Here is a 26,078-nt window from a genome sequence, read left to right on the forward strand (position 1 = left end):
GCGTTCGGCTCCGAAAGGGACGCGGAGCGTCCCGGGCTGCATTCCCACGCGGAGCGTGGGAACGATCAATGAGAGAGAACTTCAAGCATGAGTGACTCCGGCCGCGCCGACGCACTGTTAGCAGACCTGCCCCGCGACGGCCGTGGCCGGCTCAAGGTTTTTCTCGGCGCCGCACCCGGTGTCGGCAAGACCTACGCCATGCTGCAAGCGGCCCACACCCAACTGCGTCAGGGTGTGAAAGTCATTGCCGGCGTGGTCGAAACCCACGGTCGCGCCGAAACCGAAGCGCTGCTCGGCGGCTTGCCGCAGCAGCCGTTGGTGCGCTCGGAATACCGTGGCGTGATGCTCGAAGAAATGGACCTCGACGGCCTGCTCGCAGCCAAACCGAAACTGGTGCTGGTGGACGAACTGGCCCACAGCAACGCCCCCGGCAGTCGCCACACCAAACGCTGGCAAGACATTCAGGAACTGCTCGCGGCAGGCATCGACGTGTACACCACGGTCAACGTCCAGCACCTGGAAAGTCTTAACGACAAAGTGCGCGGCATCACCGGTGTGCAGGTCCGCGAAACCCTGCCGGACTGGGTGCTGCAAGAAGCCTACGAACTGCTGCTGATTGACCTGCCGCCACGCGAGCTGCTCGAGCGTCTGCGCGATGGCAAGGTCTACGTGCCGGAGCAGGCGAGGGCGGCTATCGACGCTTTCTTCACCCAGACCAACCTCACGGCCTTGCGGGAACTGGCGATGCAAACCGCCGCCGCTCAGGTCGATGATGACTTGACTCAGGGCTATCGCCAGCTCGGCCAAGCGGCGCCAGCGGTACGCGGTCGCCTGTTGGTCGGCGTTGATGGCGATGCACAGGCCGAGCGTCTGGTGCGTCACGCCAGTCGCGTCGCCCAGCGTCGGCATTTACCGTGGAGCCTGGTGCATGTGGACAACGGCAGCGTGCGTGACGAGCAGTCGCGCCTGCGCCTGCAAAGCGCCCAGCAATTGGCCGAACGCCTCGGCGGCGAAGTGGTGCTGCTGCGCGCCGGCGAGGTGGCGAAAACCCTGATCCAGCATGCCGCTGAACGCCGCGCGAGTCTGGTGTTGGTCGGTCAGTCCCGGCAGCGTTTGCGTCGTCGGTTGTTCGGTGGCGGTCTGGCGTCACGGTTGCTGCGCGATGCGCGCGGGCTGGAAATCAACGTCCTCGACAGCGATCACGAACAACATCAACCGCGCCAGCGTTCGGCGCAGGCACTGGTGTGGTTCGACTACGCGCTGGCGCTGGTGGCGACGGTGCTCGCCACCGCATTGGCATGGGCCGTGGCAAGTGTCTTGCCGCTGCCCAATATCTCGCTGGTGTTCCTCGCCGCGGTGTTGCTGGTGGCGGTGCGCAGCAGCCTGGGCCCGGCGCTGGCTTGTGCGGCGCTGTCGTTTCTGACCTATGACTTTCTGTTCATCCCGCCGAATTTCTCGTTCGCCATCCAACGCGAAGAAGACGTGCTGACCTTGCTGTTCTTCCTGCTGATGGCGGCGCTCACCGGTAACCTCGCGGCCCGGCAACGGCGGCAATTGCAGGCGCTGCGCGACACCCAGGAAGAGACCACCGAACTGCTCGACCTGTCGCGCAAACTCACCGCCGCCACCGACCGCCAGGCGGTGGTCAGCGCAGCGGCCCAGCACCTCGATGGCTGGAGCGATCTGCAACTGTGCCTGCTCAATCAAGACGGCCAGGGCGCCTGGAAAGTCGAAACCGGTGGCCCGCTGGAGTTTTCCGAAGCCGAGCGCGCTGCCGCCGATTGGGCCTGGCAACACGATCAACCGGCCGGCGCGGGCACCGGCACGCTGCCGTTCGGGCGTTGGTGGTGGTGGCCGTTGTCGGTGGAAGACGGGCCGCTGGCACTGCTCGGTGTGTGTGCCAAAGAGGGCCAGACCTTGAGCGGTCAGCGTCGGCGTTTGTTGACCGCGCTGAGCCAGCCGCTGGCCCAGGCGCTGGCCCGGGCGCAATTGGCCGAAGACCTGGAAGCCGCCCGGCTGCATGGCGAAACCGAGCAACTGCGCAGTGCCTTGCTGGCCTCGGTGTCCCACGATTTGCGCACGCCGTTGACCTCCATGCGCGGCAGCATCGACAGCCTGTTGGCCCTCGGTGAGGCGATCCCGCTGGAGGATCGCCGCGAACTGCTTGAAGGCACTCGCGATGAAGCCGAGCGCCTCGATCGCTACATCCAGAACCTGCTAGACATGACCCGCCTCGGGCACGGCGCCCTGAAGCTGGCGCGGGACTGGGTGTCGCCGGCCGACATCGTCGGCAGTTCGCTCAATCGTCTGCGCGCCGTGCTGGCGCCATTGCAAGTGACCACCGAAGTGCCGCCAGAGTTGCCGTTGCTGTACGTCCACGCCGCGCTGATCGAACAGGCGCTGGTCAACGTGCTGGAAAACGCCGCGCGGTTTTCACCGCCTAACGGTCGCCTGCAATTGCGCGCCGGGGCCGATGACAGCGAACTGTTTTTTTCGGTGAGCGATGAAGGTCCGGGGATTCCTCCGGAGGAGCGGGCGAAGATTTTCGACATGTTCTACACCGCCGCGCGCGGTGATCGTGGCGGGCAAGGCACCGGGCTGGGGCTGGCGATCTGTCAGGGCATGGTCGGTGCTCACGGCGGGCGGATCAGCGTCGCCGATGGCATTGAAGGGCGGGGCACCTGCATCACTTTGCACCTGCCGTTGCAGGCTCAGCCAGCCTTTGAAAATTAAGAGCCGAAAGTGAAGCCTGATCGTGCTTGCGCTACTCTCTTGCCACTTCTTTGTGTTGATGTGAATTCATGAGCCAGACCGCGACCATTTTGGTCATCGACGACGAACCGCAGATCCGCAAATTCCTGCGCATCAGCCTTGTTTCCCAGGGCTACAAAGTGCTGGAAGCGGGCACCGGCACCGAAGGCCTGGCCCAGGCTGCGCTGAATAAACCGGACTTGCTGGTGCTCGACCTCGGTCTGCCGGACATGGACGGCCAGCAAGTGCTGCGCGAGTTTCGCGAGTGGTCGACGGTGCCGGTGCTGGTGCTCTCGGTGCGCGCCAGTGAAGGGCAGAAAGTCGAAGCGCTCGACAACGGCGCCAACGACTACGTGACCAAGCCGTTTGGCATTCAGGAATTTCTGGCCCGGGTTCGTGCGTTGTTGCGTCAGGCTCCGGCGGGAGAAGCTCAACAAGCGGCATTGACGTTCGGCCCGTTGACCGTGGATCTGGCGTATCGCCGGGTGTTGCTCGACAGCACCGAAGTCGCGCTGACCCGCAAGGAATACGCGGTGCTGGCGCAACTGGCGCGGCATCCGGGGCGGGTCATCACCCAGCAGCAACTGCTCAAGGATATCTGGGGGCCGACCCATACCGAGGACACTCACTATTTGCGGATTGTGGTCGGGCACCTGCGCCAGAAACTGGCGGATGATCCGACTCAGCCGCGGTTTATCGTCACCGAGGCTGGGGTCGGGTATCGGCTGTTGAGTGAGGACAGTCTTTAGGGTTTTGTGTTGAGTGATCCGGCCCCATCGCGAGCAGGCTCGCTCCCACAGTGATCCGGGTGTTCACAGATCACGTGGCCGCCACAAAACTCTGTGGGAGCGAGCCTGCTCGCGATGGGGCACTTGGATTCACCAGGAACCTCAAGACTCTCGCTCATTCTCATACCGGTCCAACGTATCCCGCGCAATCTCCCGCCCCAGCGCGATCAATTCCGGTGCCTTGTAAAACTCGAAAAACCGGCACACTCGCTTTGGTACGTTGATCAAAATATCCGGCGGATATCCGGCGATCTTGTACTGCGCCAATGAGGTTTGCATCACCTCGAAACTCTGGTTGATCAGGTCCAGCAAAGACGCCGGTCCGACGTTGTCGATGATGAACGAGCCGGTAGCGGACTTCGGCGCACCGTCGCGTTCAGGGGCGGCAGCCGGTTGCTGGGCTTCGGGTTCGGCGGATTCGATCCACGGGTTGATCTCGGCCGCTTCTGCCATCAACGCTTCCTTTTCCAGCAGCAGCAACTGTTCCGCCTGTTTACGGCGGAAGGGCAGTTTTGAACCGAGCGAGCTGATCAGGCTGTCGAAGCGGGTCTTGAACGCCGCCGGGCGCTGGATCACCGGCAGTTGATAGTGGCGCTGGTTGGTGGAGTTGAGGTTGACCGCGATGATCAGGTCGCAATGACTCGACACCACCGGCACGATCGGTAAAGGGTTGAGGATGCCGCCGTCCACCAGCATGCGGTTGCCCTGCATCACCGGGGTGAACAGGCTGGGAATCGCCGCCGAAGCGCGCATGGCCTGGTGCAGGCAGCCTTCCTGAAACCAGATTTCCTGTTGGTTGGTCAGGTCGGTGGCCACGGCCGTGTAGGGGATGCGCAAGTCTTCGATATTGATCTCGCCGACGATCTTGCGTATCTGCCCGAAAACCTTTTCCCCGCGAATTGCGCCCAGACGAAAACTGACGTCCACCAGACGCAAGACGTCGAGGTAATCCAGGCTTTCGATCCAGTTGCGATAATCGTCGAGTTTACCGGCGGCATAGATCCCGCCCACCACTGCGCCCATGGAACATCCGGCGATGCAGGCGATGTCGTAGCCACGCCGTTCGATCTCTTCAATGACCCCAATATGGGCGTAGCCCCGGGCCCCACCTGAGCCCAGCACCAGTGCGACACGCTTTTTCATGAATCGCCCTCGTCTGACAAGGTTCAACAATGCACCCATCGAGGGGCAAGCTTCAATCGCTATGGTCGTTCGGCGCGGCCAGTGCGTCGTTTTTTGACACTCAGGGAAGGCGAATGGGTATTCTCGCGAGCGCTAGAGTTTCCAAGGCGGGGCCAAGGCACTTTTCACGCGCCAGACCGTCTTACCTGCATGCATGTTTACCTATCTTTGAGGTGTGAGTGATGAAAGTCTGGATCTGTGTGCCGTTGATTGCCCTGGCACTCGCCGGTTGTGCCGGTAAAACCGCTTACCGTGACAGCTGCGGTAGCCAACTCGACGCCGCCTGGCATGAGCTGGACCTGGCCAAAGTCGAGGGCTTTGCCGGGACCGTCAGCTACTCCAAGGCGCTGTCATTGCTGACCGGTGCCAAGACCCAGCAGCAATTCGAAGCCTATGAGGGTTGCTCCAGGAAGGCCGAGAAGGCGCGTTTTTATATTCGTGAATCGCGCGCAGGGCGCTGAAAGCCGCTCTAAGCTCTAAGCTGCAAGCAATAGGTCAGTCGCCCCGGATTTCGGCTGGCGGCTTGCAGCTGTTTACGGAGTAAACCCCCATGATTAACCGGTTGGTGGCTCATGTCCTGGGCCTGGAAGTCCGTTTGCTGGCCTGTCAGGCACGCTTGAGTGCCCGCACCGACCCTGAAGCGTTGCACGATCTACGCACCACGGTTCGCCGTTTGCGCAGTTTGCTGCGGCCATTGCGCGGCTTGCCCGGGGTCGAACAGCTGGAAGCGGCGGCGTCCCGGGTCGGCGACTTGACCACGCCGTTGCGCGATCGCGAAGTGCTGGCGGCGTACCTGCTCGAGCATGATCAACCCCAGGCTGCCCATCGGCGTATGGCGCCGATGGCCGAGGCTTACCCGGCGGTCGCGACGAGCCCTGAAGTGGCGCAGTTGCTGATGATCCTCGACGCCTTTCCGCGTTTTCTGCGGGCCTCCCAGCGTCAGGGCCTGGTCAAGGGGTTGCGTCGGCACATCGAAAAACGCTTGGCCAAGCAGTGGAAAAAGCTCGACAAAGCCCTGCACGATCCGGCACATGATCGCCACCGTTTGCGTCTGCTGATCAAACGTGTGCGCTATGGCATCGAAGCTTATCCCGAACTGGATCGATTGCCGAAAGCGGCGATGCCGCGCTTGAAGTCCGCGCAAGGTGCCTTGGGCGATTGGCACGATTGCTTGCAATGGCTGGCCATGGCCGAGCAGGAAACCGATTTGCAGCCCTGCGTCGCGGCCTGGAAAACCGCCATGGCCAAGGCCGAAGGCCGTGCCGACCAAGTCCTCGACAAACTCAGCGCTGACTGTTTCAAATCCTGATACCACCACAAATCCCCTGTGGGAGCGAGCCTGCTCGCGAAAGCGTTTTCACATCCAACATGGATGAGGCTGAAAGACCGCTATCGCGAGCAGGCTCGCTCCCACATTAGATCACTGTTGAATGTTGAATCGATGTCCGGCATGCGGCCTATCTGTCAGTCTCTTTGGCCGGAATAAGCGCTGTGCCATCCTCGCCGGCTGGTTAAGATCCCTTCATCCTTTTCCTGCACCGAGGTTTCCATGCGCTTTTCCGATCTGCTCGACGCTGTCCGCAGCCAGCCGCTGGAGCTGTCTATCCCGGCCGAATGGGCTCAGGGGCGCGCCAGTTTCGGTGGCTTGGTGGCCGCCTTGCAGTACGAAGCCATGCGCGCAAAAGTCCCGGCGGATCGTCCGGTGCGTTCGCTGGCGATTACCTTTGTCGGCCCGGTCGAGCCTGAAGTGCCGGTCAGCTTTGAAGTCGATGTGTTGCGCGAAGGCAAAGCGGTCAGCCAGGTGCTGGGTCGGGCGATGCAGAAGGGCCAGGTGGTGACGTTGGTCCAGGGCAGCTTCGGCGCCTCGCGGCCGTCGGAAGTGGCGGTGATCGCCGAACCGGCACCCGAGATGAAGCACTGGGACGACTGCCAGGAATTGCCTTACGTCAAAGGCGTTACCCCGGAATTCATGCGTCATCTGGCGATGCGCTGGAGCGTCGGCGGTCTGCCGTTCACCGGCAACAAATCCCGCGAGATGGGCGGTTGGGTGCGCTTGCGTGGGGACGTGAAGGAAGAAGTGGTCAGCGAGTCGCATATCCTGGCGCTGGTCGACGCCTGGCCACCGGCGCTGTTGCCGCACCTGAAAAAGCCGGCAATGGGCAGCACGCTGACCTGGACCATCGAATTCGTCCAGCCATTGCTTGAACTGAGCACGCTGGACTGGTGCAAATACCTGGTTGAAATCGAACATGCCGCTGACGGCTACGGTCATGCGGCCGCGAAATTGTGGAACGCGGACGGTCAGTTGATTGCCATGAGCCGGCAGACGGTGACGATTTTCGCCTGATCAGTGACGACGGTGGCGCTCACGCCAGGCGCGCCACCAGCCGCCGCTCAGGAAGAACCGTGGGAAGGTCAGAAACTGCTCGACCAGCAAGCGCGACACGGCATCTTTGCGATCGCTGAACGGCTCGGAGGCTTGCGCTTCCAAGGTGTGACCGTGGCGTTGCAGGCCGAGGGCGGCGAGCAGGCCGATGACGCCAATCGCGATATTGGTGAAGCTCAGACCGAACACTCCCGAGACAATCAGCAGAAACGCCACGATGAACAGCGGCACGGCAATCAGGTGCAGCACCAGATTGGTCGGGTGCTGGTGATTGTTCGGGTACGCTCGCCATTGCCAGGCGGGGAGGTTGGGGTGACGTTTGCCCATGATGGTAATCCTTGGTTCGTTGAGGCTCTTGAACAAAGAATAGGCCGGGGCAAACCCGTCGGCGAATCAAGGCTGGCTATTGGAGTGATAGGTGTCATGGTCAATATTGATGTTGACCGGGCTGACGCTATCGCGAGCAGGCTCGCTCCCACAGTGGAGCTCTTTGGTACCAAAAATTAATGGCCACTGAAGATCACCTGTGGGAGCGGGCTTGCTCGCGAAGGGGCCCTTACAGCTTGAGCTGACCGATTGCCTTGCTCAATTCCCCCGCCAACGCCGCCAGCTCATTGCTGGTAGTCGCCGAATCCACGGTCTGCTGCACGGTGTTCTCGGTCACATCCCGAATGCTCACCACCGCCCGATTCATCTCTTCGGCCACGTGACTCTGCTGCTCGGCCGCCACCGCGATCTGCGTGTTGCTTTCGCGCATCTGCGCCACGGCGCTGGTGATTTCTGCCAATGCGGCACCGGCCTCCTGAGCCTGCTGCACGCAATCGTCGGCCTTGAACGAGCTTTCCTGCATGAAATCCACCGCGTCCCGAGTCCCGGCCTGCAACGCGGAAACCATGATCGTGATTTCGTCAGTGGAGGTCTGGACACGTTTGGCCAGGTTACGCACTTCATCGGCGACCACCGCAAACCCGCGACCCATTTCACCGGCACGGGCCGCTTCAATCGCTGCGTTCAGCGCCAGCAGATTGGTCTGCTCGGCGATGCTGTGAATCACACTGACCACGCCGTTGATCTTCTGACTGTCCTCGGCCAGGCGCTGGATCATCTCGGCAGTCTGTTGCACCCCGCTGGACAGGCCGGCAATCGACTTCTGCACCCGACTGACCACTTCCTGCCCGCTGCCGGCCAGGGTGTCGGCGGTTTGCGAGAGATCGCGGGTGGCGCCAGCGTGCTGGGCAATGTGATAGACCGTGGCGGTCATTTCGTTGATCGCCGTGGCGGCCTGATCGGTTTCGCTTTGCTGGCCGAGCATGCCGTGACGCACCTCGTTCATGCTCGACGCCAGCCGCGCTGCGCCGACATCCAGTTGCCGGGCGGTGCTGGCGACGGTATTGACCACTCGCTGGTAACCGGCCTGCATGGCGTTGAAGGCATTGGCCATCTGCCCGACTTCGTCGGTGCAGGCCAGCGGCACGCGTGCCGACAGGTCACCGGTTTTCTCGACGTGGAGCATCACGTCCTTCAGCGTATTGAGCTGGCTGAGCAGGAAGCGGATCAACAATTGCGAAGCGCCGAGCATCGCCAGCATCAGGATCGCCACCGCCACGGCGTAGTTGGGAAAACGCTCGCCAAATACCTGCGCCAGGCTCGGGCCATGGGCAATCACCGCGACCTGGTTACCCTCCGGGCGCGTAAACACTTCCGCGCCCATCAACGGGTTGTCGCCGAACAGCGGCATGGCATTGATTGTGACCCAGCCGTTGGTATCGGCCAGTTCCAGTACCGGCTGCCCGTTCAGCAACGGTGCTTGCCCGCGACTGAACGTCAGCACGTTATCGGCTTTGGGGAGCGGTTGCCCGGCGGGCCAGGCGCTGAGCAGTCGCGCCTGGGCTTGTGCCGATGCCTGGTAAGCATGGCTGCGGGCCTGTTGTTCGAGCTGTACGGCGTACAACACCAGCAGCAAGGTCGTGACGAAGGCGACGGCGTTGACCGCCCAGAATTTGTATTTCAGCGAGATATTGCTAAGCCAGGCACCCATGGAGGTCTTCTCTGATAGCGGAAACAGTTTCGGCAAGGTGCCAGTATTGTGCCGCTACTCAGGGGGCTGGATCTTGATGTGCGTCAACAATCCCGGCCATGCTCGCGCACAGGAATTGCGGGGCGTAATGCGCTATCCTTCGCGCCTTCAAAACTCCCTCGCTACAGGATTCCGCCCCATGAAAGCCGCACTCGTCGAACTCATCAGCAAAATAAGCTCCGGGTGCATGAGCGATGACGAAATCCTGAAAGTCGCTGACGAAGCGGCCCAGGCCTACGCCGATCCCGAGGCTTTTCTGACGGCCAATCCGGATATCAACTACGACGAAACGTTCCCGATTCCGCTGGGCGAGTGGGTCGTCGTCGGCAGCCTTCCGGAGACCGTGCTGTTCCAGGCCGACACCTATGTGGACCTGTTCGCCCAGATCGTTTCCTCGTTCGGTCCCGGGGTTGATTTCAATATCAAGCCCAAGCAACTGGCCAAGACTGAAGCCCTGACCGCGCTCAATCGCATTCAGGTGCAGATGGGCAGCATGAACAAGGAAAACGGCGGTTACACGCTGATGAACTTCAGTCAGTTGCTCGACGACGAGCTGCAAGTGGTGCTGGTCTACGGCAACGACGTGCCGCGCGTACTCGAGTTGTGCGCCAAAGTCGGCATCGCTGCCGCACCCTCGCTGGAAGCCCTCAAAATCGCCGTCCACGTTTAAAAAACGGAACCCTCGCAAGGGCCGGCTATCCTAAGAGTGCAAACCACTCTTAGGGAGCGACACCATGGGTTCCACGTTCAATGGTCTGATTGGCCTGATTATTCTTGCCCTGGATATCTGGGCAATCATCAACGTGCTCAAAAGTGGTGCCGACACAGGGATGAAAATCATCTGGGTGCTGCTGATCCTGCTGCTGCCGGTGCTGGGCCTGATCATCTGGGCCATCGCCGGGCCTCGAGGAAACGTCCGGATCTGAATACGCACCCAAAGCCGACACCTTTCCCCTGTGGGAGCGAGCCTGCTCGCGATGCAGACGCCGCGGTTTCCCTGTAAACCGCGTTATCGTTTATCGCGAGCAGGCTCGCTCCCACACTGTTCCATGCCTACCCGACAGACGAAGGTTCGACCTGTCATGTGCTGCGACGTAGTATTCGCGTCTTGCCATCTGCATTCATCGGAGCACTTCCCATGAGCGACACCCCGACCAGCGAGTACCTGGAAACCCTCTACGAAGGTTACGGCCAGCGTTTTCGCATGGAAAAACTGCTGCACGAAGTGCGTACCGAACACCAGCATCTGGTGATTTTCGAAAACCCGCGCATGGGCCGCGTCATGGCGCTGGACGGCGTGATCCAGACCACTGAAGCCGACGAATTCATCTACCACGAGATGTTGACCCACGTGCCGATCCTGGCGCATGGCACCGCCAAGCGCGTGCTGATCATCGGTGGCGGTGACGGCGGCATGCTGCGTGAAGTGGCCAAGCACCGCAGCATCGAGCACATCACCATGGTCGAGATCGACGGCACCGTGGTCGACATGTGCAAGAAATTCCTGCCGAACCACTCCAAGGGGGCGTTCGCTGATCCGCGCCTGAACCTGGTGATCGACGACGGCATGCGTTTCGTCGCCACCACCAGCGAAAAATTCGACGTGATCATTTCCGACTCCACCGACCCGATCGGCCCGGGCGAAGTGCTGTTCTCGGAAAACTTCTACCAGGCCTGCCGTCGCTGCCTGAACGAAGGCGGCATCCTGGTGACCCAGAACGGCACGCCGTTCATGCAAATCGAAGAAGTCAAAACCACCGCCGGACGCCTGCGTAGCCTGTTCCCGGACTGGCACTTCTATCAGGCGGCCGTGCCGACCTACATCGGCGGCGCCATGACCTTCGCCTGGGGCGCGACCAATACCGCTTATCGCAAGTTGTCCCGCGAAACCCTGCAGCAGCGCTTCGCCGGCAGCGGCATCATCACCCGCTACTACAACCCGGAAATCCACATCGGCGCGTTCGCCTTGCCGCAATACGTCCTGCAGGCTGTGAACAAGCCTAGCAACGACTGATATCGAGCAAACCAGAAAGGGCCCTCTCAGGTTGTGTGAAAACACACCGCAGACGGCCCTTTTTTCATGCTTCACTTATAGAAGTAGAAGGTCCGGTTGAACGATTGGCCGGGGAAGAATGTCGAGATACATGTAAGCCCATCCATGGGTTTTATCGAGGAGGCACCTGATGCAAAAGTGGAAAGTCACTTTCGTTGATGATCACGGTGAACAAGTTGACGAGGTGTTCGAGAGCGATGAATGCCCGAACAACGAGCAAGCCGCGAAGCTTATTCGCGCCCGGTGCCTGCCTGTGGCTGCCGAACTGGACCTCAACGATCTGGAAGGGCGCGCCGATGATCCGACGGTCAAAAGTCTGAAGACCCAGAACAGCATTGAAATCCTCAGCATCACGCCAATCTGAACATCTCCTGTCACATTTCTAACCAGACCTTGGCAGTGGCTCTATCTTGAGGCTACTCTGCAACCGAGATCAGCGAACGGATCGCTAAGGTCTGGTCTTGTCAGCTACATGCTTGCTTCCCACCGGCAACGTTGTTGCCGCATCGCTCGCCCCATTCGGTTGCGAGTGCCGGGAATACGGAAAGTCTATCCATCAGTCTGAGGGGGACGTTTCATGAGCACAGCCTATCAAGAAGACATCAGCACCAGCGTGTTGCGCCGCATGAAAGAAGGCGGCTTCGACTTTTCACGATTCCATCCCATCGAGTTCTACGCCATTTTTCCGGACGAGGAGCGGGCGCGCAGGGCGGCAGGGCATTACTGTGGTGAATCCTTGAATGCACAAATCAGCGTGCGCGATGACGGCGCGTGGTACCTGGAACTGAGCAAAGTGATGTACGCCACTTATGACGGCATTGGCGATTTTGAGCAGGATTTCGAGGCGGTGGTCGAGCCTTTGGGCGGCATCATCGAAGGATGGGGCGTCAAGCAGGAGGTACGAGGGCGACTCGCATAGCTTATGAACAGTGACAACGCTCAGCAACGGCTGACCTTCGGGTTGGCCGTTTTCGTTTTCGTGGGGCAGAAAACGCACCTGGCAAAACCCTGAAACAAGAATCCGACGCAAAAAAAACCGCCTGAACAGGCGGCTAAAGGGAAGTTCGTCAAGATTTTCAGCGAATGCGCGGATTATCCGCAGCGACTCTCGGGCAGTGAAATCAACTCTGGCTATGCTGGTGATAGGCGACAACATTGCTTCGCAATGAAGCGGGGGCGATCGGGTGGGGGCATTTACCGCACAGGATTGGTGCGGTGCGTGCAATGTGATTATCCAACTGATTGATATCAAAGCGTTTATGCCGATGGCACGGGCTTTGCGAAGCCCAGATGTCCGGGTGACAAGGAGTACGGCATGATCCGCACCTATTTTGATGAGATGTACGATGCCGGCGGCCAGGTCCGCCCGCATTATCGGGAGTTTGCCCGTTGGCTGGCCGAAACGCCTGACGAGCTTTTGGCACAACGGCGACGCGAGGCCGATCTGTTATTTCATCGCGCCGGGATTACATTCACGCTCTATGGTGATGAGCAAGGGACAGAGCGCCTGATTCCCTTCGACACCATCCCCCGCAGCATCCCCGCCAGTGAATGGCGAGTCGTCGAGCGCGGCTGCATTCAGCGGGTCAAGGCGTTGAACATGTTCCTCGCCGACCTCTATCACGAGCAGCGCATCATCAAGGCCGGCATCATCCCGGCCGAGCAAGTGCTGGCCAACGAGCAATACCAGTTGGCGATGCAAGGGCTGAATCTGCACCGCGATATCTATTCCCACATCTCCGGTGTCGATCTGGTGCGCGATGGCGACGGCACGTACTACGTGCTCGAAGACAATCTTCGTACACCGAGCGGCGTGAGCTACATGCTCGAAGACCGCAAGATGATGATGCGATTGTTCCCCGAGTTGTTCGCAGCCCAGCGCATTGCCCCCATCGACCACTATCCGAACCTGTTGCTCGACACCCTGAAAAGCTCCAGCCCGATTGATAACCCGAGCGTGGTGGTACTGACGCCGGGTCGTTTCAACAGTGCGTTCTTTGAACATGCGTTTCTGGCGCGGGAAATGGGCGTTGAACTGGTCGAAGGCGCGGACCTGTTCGTGCGGGATGACAAGGTGTTCATGCGCACCACGGACGGGCCGAAAGCCGTCGACGTGATCTACCGTCGCCTCGACGATGCGTTCCTCGATCCGCTGGCGTTTAACCCGGACTCGATGCTCGGCGTTCCAGGGCTGCTGTCGTCGTATCGCTCCGGCAACGTGGTGCTGGCCAATGCCATCGGCACCGGGGTCGCGGACGACAAGTCGGTGTATCCATTCGTGACGGACATGATCCGTTTCTACCTGGATGAAGAGCCGATTCTGAAGAATGTGCCGACGTGGCAGTGTCGTAATCCCTCCGAATTGTCCCACGTACTGGCCAATCTTCCGGAACTGGTGGTCAAGGAAACCCAGGGCTCCGGCGGTTACGGAATGCTGGTCGGGCCGGCGGCGACGGCGGCGGAAATCGAGTCTTTCCGTGCGCGGATCAAAGCCAAGCCCCATGCGTACATCGCGCAACCGACGTTGTCCCTGTCGACCTGTCCGACCTTTGTCGAAAACGGCATTGCTCCACGCCACATCGACCTGCGTCCGTTTGTATTGTCTGGCCGCGAAACCCGGGTTGTGCCCGGCGGTTTGACCCGTGTTGCCCTGCGCGAAGGCTCCCTGGTGGTGAATTCATCCCAGGGCGGTGGAACCAAGGACACCTGGGTGGTCGAGGATTGAAGGAAGCCTGCCATGTTAAGTAGAACTGCCTCGGATTTGTATTGGATGTCGCGTTACCTGGAGCGGGCGGAAAACCTCGCACGGATGCTCGACATCAGTTATTCGCTGTCGCTGATGCCGCAGGATGGTCGTGGTGACGGCCTGCATGAACTCGCCATGCCGTTGCTGATCACCGGCACCCTGGACGATTACCTGGAGCGCCACGGCGAATTGCACGCTGAGCGGCTGCTGCATTTCTTCGCCCTGGACGCGGCCAACCCGGCGAGCATTTACAGCTGCCTCGGCGCCGCGCGGGCCAGCGCCCATGCGGTACGTGGGCGAATCACCGCCGACATGTGGGAAAACATCAATGCCACCTGGCTGGAAATCCGCGGGATTGCCGATCAGGGCCTGAGTCGCTACGGCATGAGCCGTTTCTGCGAGTGGATCAAGGAACGTTCCCACCTGTTTCGCGGCGCGTCCTACGGCACGATCATGCGTAACGATGCGTTCCGCTTTATTCGTCTGGGGACGTTTATCGAAAGGGCCGACAACACGCTGCGCCTGCTCGACGCCCGCTACGAAATGGCTGGCGATCAGGCAGAAGCGGTCAGCGATGGCACCGCTCACGCCTATTACCAGTGGAGTGCTTTGCTGCGGGCGTTGTCCTCGTTCGAGGCCTACACCGAGATCTACCGCGACGCCCCCGGCGCCCGGCATGTGGCCGAGTTGCTGTTGCTGCGTGCTGACGTGCCGCGTTCATTGCGCGCCTGCACCGAAGAAATCGACCAGATCCTCGCCCAGCTGCCGGGGGCCAACGGCCGTCCCGCGCAACGCCTGGCAGCGGAAATCGACGCACGCCTGCGCTACACCGGCATCACCGAAATTCTCGACGAAGGCCTGCACGCCTGGCTGACCGAGTTCATCCCGCTGGTGCGCCAGTTGGGTAACGCCATACACAGTTCCTACCTGGAGGCTGCATGAGACTTTCCATTAGCCACGAGACCACCTATCACTACGAAGATCAGGTGCGGGCGAGCATCCAGTACCTGCGACTGACCCCCCACGACAGCGAGCGCCAGCACGTGCTCAGCTGGCAGCTCGACTTGCCGCGCCCGGTGCGTGCGCAACTCGATCCGTTCGGCAACATCCTGCACGTGCTGACCCTGGACGAGCCCCACGAGGCGATCATCATCGGCGCCCGGGGCCAGGTGGACATCGACGAATTGCGCGAGGCGGAGCATGAAAGCCAGTCGGCACTGCCGTTCCTGCGCTTCACGCGCTTGACCGAAGCCGACGAAGCCCTGCGTGCGTTCGCCGAGAAGGCGTGCAAGCAACGCCGGGATCGCACGGCACTGATCGACTTGATGCATGGCCTGAACCAGCACATGACCTACACGCCGGGTTCAACCGAAGTGGACACCAGCGCCGCCCAGGCCTTCGCCGGGCGTTCGGGCGTCTGTCAGGACCACACCCACGCTTTTCTCGCCTGTGCTCGCAGCCTGGGCATTCCGTCGCGTTATGTGTCGGGCTATTTGTACAGCGAGAACAGCGAACACCTGGCCAGTCACGCCTGGGCGGAAGCCTGGCTCGATGACGCCTGGTACAGCTTCGACGTGACCAATGAATTGGCGCGGCCCGAGCGTCATCTGAAACTGGCGGTGGGCCTGGATTACCTGGATGCCTGCCCGGTGCGTGGCATGCGGCGTGGCGGTGGTTGCGAGCAGATGCATGCGAAGGTGTTTGTGTCACCGACGCCGATGCCGGTTATCTCCGTCCAACAGCAGTAACCCGGAACACCACAAATCCCCTGTGGGAGCGAGCCTGCTCGCGATAGCGTCTTATCAGTCACCACTTCTGTGACTGACACACCGTCATCGCGAGCAGGCTCGCTCCCACAGGGGGGTAGTGTCAGGGCTTAACTTTTCGCCCAGCCTTACCTGGATGCCTGCCCGGTGCGTGGCATGCGGCGTGGCGGTGGTTGCGAGCAGATGCATGCGAAAGTGTTTGTGTCACCGACACCGATGCCGATTATCTCCGTCCAGCAGCAGTAACCCGGAACACCACAAATCCCCTGTGGGAGCGAGCCTGCTCGCGATAGCGTCTTATCAGTCACCACTTCTGTGACTGACACACCGTCATCGCGAGCAGGCTCCCACAGGGGGGGTAGTGTCAGGGTTTAACCTTGCGCCCAGCCATGTGCTTCAAATACCCCACCAGCCTCTCCAGATCCCCGTCCGGCAACACCGTCGCCGAGAACCCGGGCATCTTCGCCTGTGGCCACTGGCGCAAGCTCTGCGGATCACGAATGTAGCGCTTGAGGAAATCCGCGCCGAAGTACTCGGTCGGGTTAAACGGAATGTTCAGGTCCGGCCCAAATTGCGCATCCCCGGCGCCGTTCAATCGGTGACATGCCAGGCAATTCTTCTGAAACAGCGCAAAGCCCTTGTTCACCGGGTCGTCAGCCTTCAACGCCGGATCGGGCCGCAGGGCAGGGAAGCGCTCGGCCACCGGTGCCATGCGCTTGATGCTCGCGACTTGAAAGGGCCATTGTTCGGGGCTGATGTCGCCCGCCTGCGGATCGGTCCAGACCAGATAGAACGGCCCGGCGCCGGGTTTGCCTTCCGACAGCGGCGGCCACGGCTTGGCGGGTTCTTCAATCGCCAGCCATGCGCGCGCGCCCTGGGTGCTGAGCAACGGTGCGGCTGACAGTTCTGCGGCAAAACCATCCAGGGCTACCGCTTGTAAGTGGTCTTCAGGTTTGATGCCCGTCAACAATGCAGCCAACGGAACAGCGCGATAGCTCATGTCCCGTTTGTAGGAAACGTCATTGCTGACAGTGAGGGTCTGCACCTGAGGATGCTTGAGCAACTCCTCGGTTTGCCAGGTGCGATTGCTCGCGCCCAGCTCAAGGTTCAGCTGTGCGGCAGACAGAGGCGTGCTGAGCAGCAAGGCCCCGAACAAAATGAGCGTTTTCAAATGATCGCCGTCCATGTCGTGGAAGTGCCGTAAAGGTTGGCACACTCACGCTGACCCGGGTAGCGAGCCGGACACATTTTTAGAGGGCGATACCAAAACCTGGCGCCGTATTTTTTATTGACCGACTAGCCGATCACCTTGGTCAGGTTCGGCAAAATCAACAACAGCGTAGTGGCGAAAAGAATGAGCCCGGCTTGACGTACTTTCGATTGTTTGAACATGGCTTGACCGCCTTTATTGTTATTTCCTGATGCCTGCCTGCATTTCTCCATGACGGCAGAGCGTTGCACTTCCTGTTTGACGAGCGCCTCGGCAAAACCCGACGACAACTTCGTACAAGTTCACCTTAGAGCCCGCGTCACGCTTGGTTTAGATCCATTTCGTATGGACTTAACATAAATTGCTTTTAAAAAGGCATGAGGCCTATTGCCAGCTTCTTGGGCGCCCGTTTGCTAGACAGCTTGGGGTCCTGAATCGGTTAATCCGGTGGTTGCCTACCGTCCGTCTGAGCGTGACCGTCAACGTCTGTGAGCACTGCGGTCATTGAATCCGGGGCTGCTCGGCCTAAGGTGGAGACTCTGAATTTACTCCCTGCCCAGGTTCGAGAACGTCATGACCCAAGCTTTGATTTTCGACGCGTTACGCACGCCCCGCGGCAAAGGCAAGGCCAATGGTGCCTTGCACAGCGTCAAACCGGTGAACCTGGTGGCCGGGCTGCTCACGGCGCTGCAACAGCGCACGTCTCTCGATACCAGTCAGGTCGACGATGTGGTACTTGGCTGCGTGACGCCTGTCGGCGATCAGGGTTCCGACATCGCCAAAGCCGCGACCCAGGTGGCGGATTGGGACGTCAGCGTGGCGGGTTTGCAGATCAATCGCTTCTGCGCCTCGGGGCTGGAGGCGGTGAACCTCGGCGCGATGAAGGTGCGTTCCGGCTTCGAAGACCTGGTGGTGGTCGGCGGCGTCGAATCCATGTCCCGCGTGCCGATGGGCAGCGATGGCGGCGCCTGGGCACACGACCCGGAAACCAGTTTTCATAGCCATTTCGCCCCTCAAGGCGTGGGCGCTGACCTGATCGCCACACTGGAAGGCTTCAGCCGTCAAGACGTCGATGCCTATGCGCTGCACTCCCAGCAAAAAGCTGCGCGGGCAAGGGCCGACGGTTCGTTCAACAAATCGCTGGTGCCGGTGCAGGACCAGAACGGCATCATCCTGCTCGATCACGATGAATTCATCCGCGCCGGATCGACCATGGAAGGCTTGGGCCAGCTCAAGCCGAGCTTCGAGATGATCGGGCAAATGGGCTTCGATGCCACGGCGCTTCGGGTCTACAGCCATGTCGAGCGGATCAACCACGTGCACACGGCGGGTAACAGTTCCGGGATCGTCGATGGCGCGGCGCTGATGCTGATTGGCTCCGAAGCGAAGGGCCGGGCGCTGGGTTTGCAACCGCGGGCGCGGATCGTCGCCACCGCCGTCACCAGCACCGACCCGACCATCATGCTCACCGGCCCCGCGCCGGCCACCCGCAAGGCACTGGCCAAGGCCGGGCTACGGGTTGAAGACATCGACCTGTTCGAGGTCAACGAAGCGTTTGCCTCGGTGGTGCTGAAATTCATCAGGGACATGGCGATCGACCCGGACAAGGTCAACGTCAACGGCGGCTCCATTGCCTTGGGTCACCCGCTGGGCGCCACTGGCTGCGCGATCCTCGGCACGTTGCTCGATGAACTGGAAACCCGGCGCCTGTGCTATGGCCTCGCGACGCTGTGTGTCGGCGGCGGCATGGGCATCGCCACCATCATCGAACGCCTCTGAGCCCCGACCGACTTCAAGGAAACCCTTTCATGACCGAAGCCATCCGTTACGAAAAAGGTCAGGACCAGATCGTCGTCCTGACCATCGACATGCCGGGCCAGAGCGCCAACACCATGAACGCGGTCTACCGCGAAGCCATGGCCGCGTGTGTCGCCAGACTGGTTGCCGACAAAGACACCCTCGCCGGCGTGATCATCACCTCGGCCAAGAAAACCTTTTTCGCCGGCGGCGACCTCAATGAACTGATCAAGGTCGGCAAGCCTGAAGCCAAAGCCTTTTACGACAGGGTGCTGACACTCAAAGGGCAGCTGCGCACCCTCGAAACCCTCGGTAAACCGGTGGTCGCCGCGATCAACGGCGCGGCGTTGGGCGGCGGTTGGGAAATCTGCCTGGCGTGCCATCACCGGGTTGCGCTGGACGATTCTTCGGTGCAACTCGGCCTGCCGGAAGTGACCCTCGGCCTGCTGCCGGGCGGCGGCGGGGTGGTGCGCATGGTGCGGATGCTCGGTATTGAAAAAGCCTTGCCCTATTTGCTCGAGGGCAAGAAAGTCCGGCCGCAGCAGGCGTTGCGGGCAGGTTTGATTGATGAGTTGGCGGCGGATCGTGATGAATTGCTGGCCAAGGCGCGCACCTGGATTATCGCCCACCCTTCGGTTGTGCAGCGCTGGGACGTGAAGGGTTATCAGATTCCCGGTGGTACGCCGTCGAACCCGAAAGTCGCGCAAATGCTGGCCATCGCGCCGTCGATCCTGCGCAGCAAAACCCAGGGCTGTCTGCCCGCGCCAGAAAAAATCCTCTGCGCCGCGGTGGAAGGTGCTCAGGTGGATTTCGACACCGCGCACTTGATCGAAACCCGTTACTTCACCGAATTGACCACCGGCCAAGTGTCGAAAAACCTGATCGGCACGTTCTGGTTCCAGCTCAACGAAATCAATGCCGGCAGCTCGCGGCCCCAAGGCTTTGCACCCTACGTGACGCGTCGCGTGGGCGTGCTGGGCGCAGGCATGATGGGCGCCGGAATCGCCTTTGTCAGCGCATCGGCCGGCATCGACGTGGTGCTCAAGGACATCAATCTTGCGGCCGCACAGAAGGGCAAGGCTCATTCGGCGGCTCTACTGGACAAGAAGGTTGCGCGTGGCCAATTGAGTGCCGATCAGCGCGATGCAACGCTGGCGCGAATTCATCCCACTGAAAGCGACGCCGACCTGGCCGGTTGTGATCTGATCATTGAAGCGGTGTTTGAAGATCGCGAACTGAAAGCCAGCGTCTCTTCGGCGGCGCAAAAAGTCGTTGGCCCGGATGCGGTGATTGCTTCCAACACGTCGACCTTGCCCATCAGCGGCCTCGCTGCCGCCGTGCCGGATCAGAGCAAGTTCATTGGCCTGCATTTCTTCAGCCCCGTGGAGAAAATGCCCTTGGTGGAAATCATCAAAGGCGCCCACACCAGCGACGAAACCCTGGCTCGCGGGTTCGATTTCGTCCTGCAAATCAAGAAAACGCCGATTGTGGTCAACGACAGTCGCGGTTTCTTCACCTCGCGGGTGTTCGGCACATTCACCAACGAAGGCATCGTCATGCTGGGCGAAGGCGTGAGCGCGCCGATGATCGAGACCGAAGCGCGCAAGGCCGGCATGCCAATCGGACCTCTGGCGATCTCCGACGAAGTTTCCCTCAGCTTGATGAGCCATATCCGCCAGCAAACTGCCAAAGACCTGCGAGCAGAAGGGAAACCACTGATTGAGCACCCGGCATTCGCCGTGATTGACTTGCTGCTCCAGGAATACAAGCGTCCGGGCAAGGCTGCTGGTGGTGGTTTCTATGATTATCCGACCCGTGGGCAGAAGCATCTGTGGCCAGAGCTGAAAAGCCTTTTCGAGAAGGCTGACGGGCAGATTTCGCCGAAGGACGTGCGCGATCGGCTGCTGTTCGTGCAAGCCATCGAAACCGTGCGCTGTATGGAGGAGGGGGTGTTGACCTCGACGGCGGACGCCAACGTCGGCTCGATCTTCGGCATCGGCTTCGCCGCCTGGACCGGCGGCGCGCTGCAGTTCATCAACCAGTATGGCGTGAAAGATTTCGTCGCCCGCGCCCAGTACCTGGCGGAGCAGTATGGCGAGCGATTCGCACCCCCTGCGCTATTGCTGGAGAAAGCGGCTAAAGGGGAGGCGTTCTAGGGGACGGGTGACGCATTCCGGGGCTTGCCTTGCCACTGTGTTTCAAGGCAGGCTCTGGGGTGTGCATTATTCCCATCATGTGTCAGGTATTTTTTATGTCGTTACGCATCTGCATTCTGGAAACCGACATCCTGCGTCCGGAACTGGTCGATGAATATCAGGGTTATGGGCAGATGTTCCAGCGTCTGTTTTCGCAGCAACCCATCGCTGCCGAGTTCACGGTGTACAACGTGATGCAGGGCGAGTATCCCGGCGATGAGCTGACGTTCGATGCCTACCTGGTCACCGGCAGCAAGGCCGATTCCTTCGGCACTGACCCGTGGATTGAAACCCTCAAGGCTTACCTGCTGACCCGCTACGAGCGCGGCGACAAATTGCTGGGCGTGTGCTTCGGCCATCAACTGCTGGCGCTGTTACTAGGCGGCAAGAGCGAACGTGCGCCCCAAGGCTGGGGCGTCGGCACCCACAAGTACAAACTCGCCGCCAAGGCGCCGTGGATGAGCCCGGTGAGAGAAGAACTGATCTTGTTGATCAGCCATCAGGACCAGGTCACCGCACTCCCGGAAAACGCCACGGTTATCGCTTCCAGCGATTTCTGCCCGTTCGCCGCGTACCACATCAACGATCAGGTGCTGTGCTTCCAGGGGCATCCGGAGTTCATTCACGATTACTCGCGCGCGCTGTTGGATATTCGTCAGGAAGCGCTGGGCGAGCAGATTTATTCGAAAGGTATGGCGAGCCTTGAGCACGAGCATCACGGCACTACCGTTGCGGAGTGGATGATGCGGTTTGTGGCGCACAAGCCAGCATCCGAGTCGGTTTAAAAGATAAAAGCTTCGCGAGCAAGTCGAATCGTCGCACCGCCGCTCCCACAATGATCTCTACAACACTGGAGATCCACTGTGGGAGCGGGCTTGCTCGCGAATGTCACAGGCACCTCGGTAATGGCTACAGCCAGCCCGATTTCTTGAAACTCGCCCACAAACTTACGCACCCCACCGCAATAACCCCCAGCACCCCGAAATAACCGTAATGCCAACTCAACTCCGGCATATCCTGAAAGTTCATCCCGTATATCCCGGCCACTGCCGTCGGGAAGGCGAGAATCGCCGCCCACGCCGCAAACTTGCGCTGCACCACGCTTTGGCGTGAGGCTTCCAGCAACACCCCAACTTCAATAGTCTGGCTGGCAATGTCCGCCAGGGTCGTCAGGTCTTCCATCTGCCGCGTCACGTGGATTTGCACATCGCGAAAGTACGGGCGCATGTTCTTGTCGATGAACGGAAAGTTGAGCTTTTGCAGTTCCTCACCAATCTCTACCATCGGCGCCGCATAACGACGCAAACGCAAGACATCCCGGCGCAGGCTGTGAAGTTTTTGAATGTCGCGTTCGTTCAGAGAACTGCACATGACGTTGCGTTCCAGCTCATCGATCTCTGTATGGATCGCTTCACCCATGGGCTGGTAGTTTTCGATCACGAAGTCGAGGATGGCATAGAGTACGAAATCTTCCCCATGCTCCAGCAACAGCGGACGCGCCTCACAGCGCTGTCGGACATGGGCGTAGGACGCCGAGTGACCGTTGCGTGCGGTAATGATGTAGCCCTTGCCGGCAAAGATATGAGTCTCGATGAACTCCAGTTTTCCTTCATTCCGGATCGGCGAATACGTGACGATGAACAGTGCATCGCCGAAGGTTTCCAGTTTCGGCCGACTGTGTTTTTCCAGGGCGTCTTCAATGGCCAGTTCGTGCAGGTTGAACTGGCGTTGCAGATTGAACAGCTCCTGGGCGTTCGGCTCTTCAAGGCCGATCCAGACAAAGTGGCCAGGCTTTGCAGCCCAGGCAGCGCCTTCATCGAGGGTGATATTGGTGACTTTCTTACCAGCGCTATAAACCGCAGCAGCAACAACTCTACCCATGATAGTGATTCACTTCTTATTGGCAGCTTTCTATTAGCAAAGATGGCAGTGGCAGGCAGTCTCCAGCTTAGCCCTGTCTACTGCTTGAGAGTCAGTGAAATCTGCGGAGTTCGTAGGCAAAAGCTCGCAGGCAAAAGAAAACCCGCACAAGGCGGGTTTCTTTTATGCGGCTTGCAGTTGCCGATCCATCGAAGCGATGCACTCGCGCATCTGCTCGCGGCACTGGGCAATCAGCAGCGGCATGTCATCCAGGCTCAATCCAGCCGTAGGAATCGCCGGTAACGAGCGGATCAGAATCTTCCCACTGCGCCAACGGTTCAATCGCATGTGTTTAACGTAACTGCTGACACACACCGGAACAATCGGTACCCCGGCGGCAATGGCCATTTGAAAGGCGCCTTTCTTGAACGGCAGCAACTCTTCGCCCAGGTTGCGCGTGCCTTCCGGGAAGACCCAAATCGAAGTGTCTTCATTCTGTAACGTGTGGGTAGTGGTCAGCATCGACTGGCGCGCTTTCTGCGCATTGCCGCGATCGATCAGCACATTGCCCGCCAACCAGAACAACTGACCAAACAGCGGTACCCACTTCAGACTCTTCTTGCCGATACACACGGTGCGGCGGGGCACCACGTTGCCGAATACAAACAGATCGTAGTTGGACTGGTGATTGGCGATGATCACGCAGCTGTCGGGTTTATCCATCAGCGGTCCGACGTCAGACTTCACCCGCAGACGCAAAATGCACATTGCCGGCCATGCATAAAGACGCGCACACAAACGGCTGTTATCCGGGTGGAACGGTCGGCACAGGCCAAGAATCACCCCAAGCACACCGGCCAGAATAAAGTGCAGGCCCATCAATAACATACGAAACACAAACAGCATTTACAGGCCCCACCGGGACAAAAGGTGGCGCAGTGTACGGATGTGCACTGTTTTCGGCAATTGCCGCTATAGAGGTGGGAGATAGACGATGTTTGAGCGCATGTTTCCGACTTATGGGTCAGATGCGATCTAGAGCGGTTGTAGGCTATTTAACGGAGCGCATAAGAAAAAGCCCGACACGACGGTCGGGCTTTTCGGTGTGGCACGTTTGGGTTTAAACCAAAAAATCCTGATCCTCGATGATCGCGTTGTCCAGCCTCTCCAGCAGCGCCTTGCGCACTTTGAGCTTGGTGTTCTTGTGCGCAGTCATGTTGATCTTCTTCAACTGACGAGCCGCCGCCAGCGCCGCGCCTTGCAACTCTTCGGCCGACACCACCAGGTCGAAGAACCCGGCATCCACGGCACTTTGCGGATTAAACATCTCAGCGTTGATCACCGCGCGGTGGAACGCCGACTTGCGCAGACGGTCACGGGCCAGCTCGATACCGGCGTGGTGCATGGTCATGCCGATCTGCACTTCGTTCAAACCAATGGTGAACGGGCCGTCGACACCAATGCGGTAATCCACCGACAACAACAGGAACGCACCCTTGGCCACCGCATGCCCAGGGCACGCAACGATCACCGGGAACGGGTGAGACAACAGGCGGCGGGCCAGCGTCGAACCGGCAGTCACCAGCGCCACGGCTTCTTTAGGGCCGGAGGTCATCACCTTCAAGTCATAACCGCCCGACAGCATCCCGGGCGTACCGGTAATGATCACCACCGCACGATCAGTCACTGCCTGATCCAGCGCGGCGTTAAACGCAGCAATCACGTCCGGAGAGATGGCATTGACCTTGCCATTGCTCAAGGTCAGGGTCGCGATACCGTCTTCGAGATGGTAGGAAATCAACTCACTCATGACGCTATTCCTTTCAATAAAGTAGCGCAGACGTTACTCACCGCCGCAGGCTAGGTAAAGCGCCGTGACTGACCGCCCAGTCACCCTTTCCCCGCACGGCAAGCGTCGCCCGCCACGTCAACCGCGCATTCCCCTCTATATAGAGGAGGACGCGAAGCCGGAGATTGGCGGGTTTGCCATGGACTGGAACCTGCTCGAACGACTAAAACGCTAAGCGCATGAAAATTCTGCAAAAAAAGTTTGCCATCGGAAAAGCTTTCGACTACATTAGCGCGCCTCGACAGACAGAACTTGTTTGACGAGATACGGTGAAGTGTCCGAGTGGCTTAAGGAGCACGCCTGGAAAGTGTGTATACAAGAAATTGTATCGAGAGTTCGAATCTCTCCTTCACCGCCAAATTCGATGTAACCAAAACCCCTGATTTCGAAAGAAGTCAGGGGTTTTGTGGTTTCTGGCGTCTGCATTTTGTGGAAGGCAATGTTTCAAGTACAGCGAGGACTACGCTGACCCGAACGCCGAGATCGTGATTGTTCGCTACGCCTCCCATCCGTTAGTCAGTAACTCGGATAACGATCCGGTCACCTTGCGGGCGTTTGATGCGTTGGCTCAACATCTGTCCAGGTTGCCTTGAGTAATTATCCCCAGGTTTTGAAGAAGGAAATTTAATGATCACCACCACAACCCACACCATCGAAGGCCGACAAATCACCGCCTATCTGGACATCGTCAGTGCTGAGTCGGTGCAGGGGGTCAACGTTATCCGCGATATGTTCGCCGGGATGCGGGATTTTTTCGGTGGGCGCTCTCAGACATTGGAGCGGGCGTTGAAGGAAGCACGGATTCAGGCAACCGACGAGTTGAAGGAACGGGCGCGGGCACTTCAGGCTTATGCGGTGGTGGGGCTTGATTATGAGATCAGCATGCCGGCCGGGAAGGGCGGGATGGTGGTGGTGTTCGTGACCGGGACGGCGGTCAAGTTGAGGTGAGTGGGTCACGAAGCCGTTCGTCGGGGATGCAATAATCTGAACTACAAGTCCAGTACTGACTGACTAGTCTCAAAAGCGTTGAAGGTCGATATTTTTCTAGGCATACGGCTTGCCGGTGTCGACCCATTTTTGAGAGGGGAGAAGTATGGCTGATTCGTATATCGAAGACGACGGGTCTGAGTTTCCGATCAACAATTGCGTGCAGTGTGGTCAAGCGGAGTATGTGTCGGGCTTTGGTGAAGACCGGGCTCAAGTTGCCAAAGTGAAATCCAAGGTGCCCCGGACCGAAAAGGCGAATTTCTTGCCGAGGAGGGTGACGGCGCCTTCCAGGAAGTAACCGTTAACCGGACAGTCCCCCCGCCATTGAGCGGGGTTTTTATTTCCACAAGGTAATTGGGATTTTGACTACAGATATAAAACCCACCGTGGGTAATTTTTTCACAAACTTTTCACGCCTGCCTACGTAGGCT

Annotated in this window: 26 protein-coding genes, 1 tRNA gene and 1 pseudogene; 21 read left to right on the forward strand and 7 right to left on the reverse strand. The window is 59.7% G+C overall.

The genetic code is table 11. The features are described 5' to 3' along the window. Nucleotides 1-87 precede the first annotated feature (87 nt). Nucleotides 88-2,733, forward strand: a complete 2,646-nt coding sequence (locus tag IB252_RS04240; RefSeq protein WP_192406974.1) for a sensor histidine kinase — start codon at nt 88-90, stop codon at nt 2,731-2,733. A gap of 68 nt (nt 2,734-2,801) precedes the next feature. Beyond that, nucleotides 2,802-3,500 carry a response regulator gene (locus tag IB252_RS04245; protein WP_192406976.1) on the forward strand — a complete coding sequence of 233 codons (699 nt, stop codon included), beginning with the start codon at nt 2,802-2,804 and terminating at the stop codon, nt 3,498-3,500. 141 nt (nt 3,501-3,641) lie between these two features. Here the strand turns inward: IB252_RS04245 and IB252_RS04250 are convergent, their stop codons facing one another. After that, nucleotides 3,642-4,682 carry a patatin-like phospholipase family protein gene (locus IB252_RS04250; protein WP_192406977.1) on the reverse strand — a complete coding sequence of 347 codons (1,041 nt, stop codon included), beginning with the start codon at nt 4,680-4,682 and terminating at the stop codon, nt 3,642-3,644. Nucleotides 4,683-4,903: 221 nt separating this feature from the next. Here IB252_RS04250 and IB252_RS04255 point away from each other — a divergent pair, with 221 nt between their 5' ends. From IB252_RS04255 to IB252_RS04265, 3 genes are all read left to right on the forward strand, one after another. Then, complete coding sequence (locus IB252_RS04255; protein ID WP_111450681.1) at nt 4,904-5,182, forward strand: hypothetical protein; 279 nt, start codon at nt 4,904-4,906, stop codon at nt 5,180-5,182. An 89-nt stretch (nt 5,183-5,271) separates the two neighbouring features. Beyond that, complete coding sequence (locus IB252_RS04260) at nt 5,272-6,030, forward strand: CHAD domain-containing protein (RefSeq protein WP_192406979.1); 759 nt, start codon at nt 5,272-5,274, stop codon at nt 6,028-6,030. Nucleotides 6,031-6,270: 240 nt separating this feature from the next. Then, complete coding sequence (locus IB252_RS04265; RefSeq protein ID WP_192406981.1) at nt 6,271-7,068, forward strand: acyl-CoA thioesterase; 798 nt, start codon at nt 6,271-6,273, stop codon at nt 7,066-7,068. Here the strand turns inward: IB252_RS04265 and IB252_RS04270 are convergent, their stop codons facing one another. Next, nucleotides 7,069-7,434 carry an Mpo1-like protein gene (locus IB252_RS04270; RefSeq protein ID WP_111450678.1) on the reverse strand — a complete coding sequence of 122 codons (366 nt, stop codon included), beginning with the start codon at nt 7,432-7,434 and terminating at the stop codon, nt 7,069-7,071. A gap of 229 nt (nt 7,435-7,663) precedes the next feature. After that, nucleotides 7,664-9,145 (reverse strand): methyl-accepting chemotaxis protein, encoded by a 1,482-nt coding sequence (locus IB252_RS04275; protein WP_192406983.1) that lies wholly within the window; start codon nt 9,143-9,145, stop codon nt 7,664-7,666. Between the two features lie 178 nt (nt 9,146-9,323). On the opposite strand from IB252_RS04275, the gene IB252_RS04280 reads away from it, so the two are divergent. The 9 genes and pseudogenes from IB252_RS04280 to IB252_RS04320 form a co-directional block, all read left to right on the forward strand. Next, nucleotides 9,324-9,854, forward strand: a complete 531-nt coding sequence (locus IB252_RS04280) for a hypothetical protein (protein WP_046047937.1) — start codon at nt 9,324-9,326, stop codon at nt 9,852-9,854. 64 nt (nt 9,855-9,918) lie between these two features. Next, nucleotides 9,919-10,110, forward strand: a complete 192-nt coding sequence (locus IB252_RS04285) for a PLDc N-terminal domain-containing protein (RefSeq protein WP_008148797.1) — start codon at nt 9,919-9,921, stop codon at nt 10,108-10,110. 212 nt (nt 10,111-10,322) lie between these two features. After that, nucleotides 10,323-11,198, forward strand: a complete 876-nt coding sequence (gene speE, locus IB252_RS04290; protein ID WP_192406985.1) for a polyamine aminopropyltransferase — start codon at nt 10,323-10,325, stop codon at nt 11,196-11,198. 169 nt (nt 11,199-11,367) lie between these two features. Further along, nucleotides 11,368-11,601, forward strand: a complete 234-nt coding sequence (locus IB252_RS04295) for a hypothetical protein (protein WP_008148802.1) — start codon at nt 11,368-11,370, stop codon at nt 11,599-11,601. Between the two features lie 213 nt (nt 11,602-11,814). Further along, entirely contained in the window at nt 11,815-12,156 is a 342-nt protein-coding gene (locus IB252_RS04300) for a ribonuclease E inhibitor RraB (protein WP_008148805.1), read from the forward strand. A 396-nt stretch (nt 12,157-12,552) separates the two neighbouring features. Beyond that, entirely contained in the window at nt 12,553-13,962 is a 1,410-nt protein-coding gene (locus tag IB252_RS04305; RefSeq protein WP_008148806.1) for a circularly permuted type 2 ATP-grasp protein, read from the forward strand. 12 nt (nt 13,963-13,974) lie between these two features. Then, on the forward strand, nt 13,975-14,925 hold the full coding sequence (locus tag IB252_RS04310; protein ID WP_111450675.1) for an alpha-E domain-containing protein: 951 nt from the start codon (nt 13,975-13,977) through the stop codon (nt 14,923-14,925). Next, nucleotides 14,922-15,731 carry a transglutaminase family protein gene (locus tag IB252_RS04315; protein WP_192406987.1) on the forward strand — a complete coding sequence of 270 codons (810 nt, stop codon included), beginning with the start codon at nt 14,922-14,924 and terminating at the stop codon, nt 15,729-15,731. The genes IB252_RS04310 and IB252_RS04315 overlap by 4 nt, the downstream gene beginning before the upstream one ends. Nucleotides 15,732-15,878: 147 nt before the next feature. Further along, a pseudogene (locus IB252_RS04320) lies at nt 15,879-15,995 on the forward strand (transglutaminase family protein); the annotation flags it as partial. Nucleotides 15,996-16,113: 118 nt separating this feature from the next. On the opposite strand, the gene IB252_RS04325 reads toward IB252_RS04320, so the two are convergent. Further along, entirely contained in the window at nt 16,114-16,935 is an 822-nt protein-coding gene (locus IB252_RS04325; RefSeq protein WP_192407580.1) for a c-type cytochrome, read from the reverse strand. Nucleotides 16,936-17,532: 597 nt separating this feature from the next. Between IB252_RS04325 and IB252_RS04330 the strand changes: the two genes are divergently transcribed. The 3 genes from IB252_RS04330 to IB252_RS04340 all read left to right on the forward strand — a co-directional run bounded on the left by IB252_RS04330 (nt 17,533) and on the right by IB252_RS04340 (nt 21,736). Then, nucleotides 17,533-18,738: an acetyl-CoA C-acetyltransferase gene (locus IB252_RS04330; protein WP_192406989.1), complete on the forward strand. Its 1,206-nt coding sequence runs from the start codon at nt 17,533-17,535 to the stop codon at nt 18,736-18,738. Nucleotides 18,739-18,767: 29 nt separating this feature from the next. After that, a complete protein-coding gene (locus tag IB252_RS04335; RefSeq protein ID WP_192406991.1) occupies nt 18,768-20,912 on the forward strand; it encodes a 3-hydroxyacyl-CoA dehydrogenase NAD-binding domain-containing protein in 2,145 nt (714 codons plus the stop codon). A 95-nt stretch (nt 20,913-21,007) separates the two neighbouring features. Further along, on the forward strand, nt 21,008-21,736 hold the full coding sequence (locus IB252_RS04340) for an amidotransferase (RefSeq protein WP_192406993.1): 729 nt from the start codon (nt 21,008-21,010) through the stop codon (nt 21,734-21,736). Nucleotides 21,737-21,860: 124 nt separating this feature from the next. On the opposite strand, the gene IB252_RS04345 is transcribed toward IB252_RS04340, so the two are convergent. The 3 genes from IB252_RS04345 to IB252_RS04355 form a co-directional block, all read right to left on the reverse strand. Beyond that, nucleotides 21,861-22,832 (reverse strand): magnesium and cobalt transport protein CorA, encoded by a 972-nt coding sequence (locus tag IB252_RS04345; protein ID WP_111450668.1) that lies wholly within the window; start codon nt 22,830-22,832, stop codon nt 21,861-21,863. Nucleotides 22,833-22,994: 162 nt separating this feature from the next. Beyond that, complete coding sequence (locus tag IB252_RS04350) at nt 22,995-23,717, reverse strand: 1-acylglycerol-3-phosphate O-acyltransferase (RefSeq protein WP_192406995.1); 723 nt, start codon at nt 23,715-23,717, stop codon at nt 22,995-22,997. A gap of 214 nt (nt 23,718-23,931) precedes the next feature. After that, on the reverse strand, nt 23,932-24,621 hold the full coding sequence (locus IB252_RS04355; RefSeq protein WP_192407014.1) for a crotonase/enoyl-CoA hydratase family protein: 690 nt from the start codon (nt 24,619-24,621) through the stop codon (nt 23,932-23,934). 64 nt (nt 24,622-24,685) lie between these two features. On the opposite strand from IB252_RS04355, the gene IB252_RS04360 reads away from it, so the two are divergent. The 4 genes from IB252_RS04360 (at nt 24,686) to IB252_RS30040 (ending at nt 25,945) form a co-directional block, all read left to right on the forward strand. Beyond that, a complete protein-coding gene (locus IB252_RS04360; protein WP_192407016.1) occupies nt 24,686-24,835 on the forward strand; it encodes a hypothetical protein in 150 nt (49 codons plus the stop codon). Between the two features lie 93 nt (nt 24,836-24,928). Continuing rightward, nucleotides 24,929-25,018, forward strand: a tRNA-Ser gene (locus tag IB252_RS04365). 269 nt (nt 25,019-25,287) lie between these two features. Further along, a complete protein-coding gene (locus IB252_RS04370) occupies nt 25,288-25,608 on the forward strand; it encodes a YbjQ family protein (RefSeq protein ID WP_192407018.1) in 321 nt (106 codons plus the stop codon). 145 nt (nt 25,609-25,753) lie between these two features. After that, a complete protein-coding gene (locus IB252_RS30040; RefSeq protein ID WP_111450665.1) occupies nt 25,754-25,945 on the forward strand; it encodes a hypothetical protein in 192 nt (63 codons plus the stop codon). Nucleotides 25,946-26,078: the final 133 nt, after the last annotated feature.

The organism is Pseudomonas sp. PDM10, from assembly GCF_014852295.1.
GTDB lineage: Bacteria > Pseudomonadota > Gammaproteobacteria > Pseudomonadales > Pseudomonadaceae > Aquipseudomonas.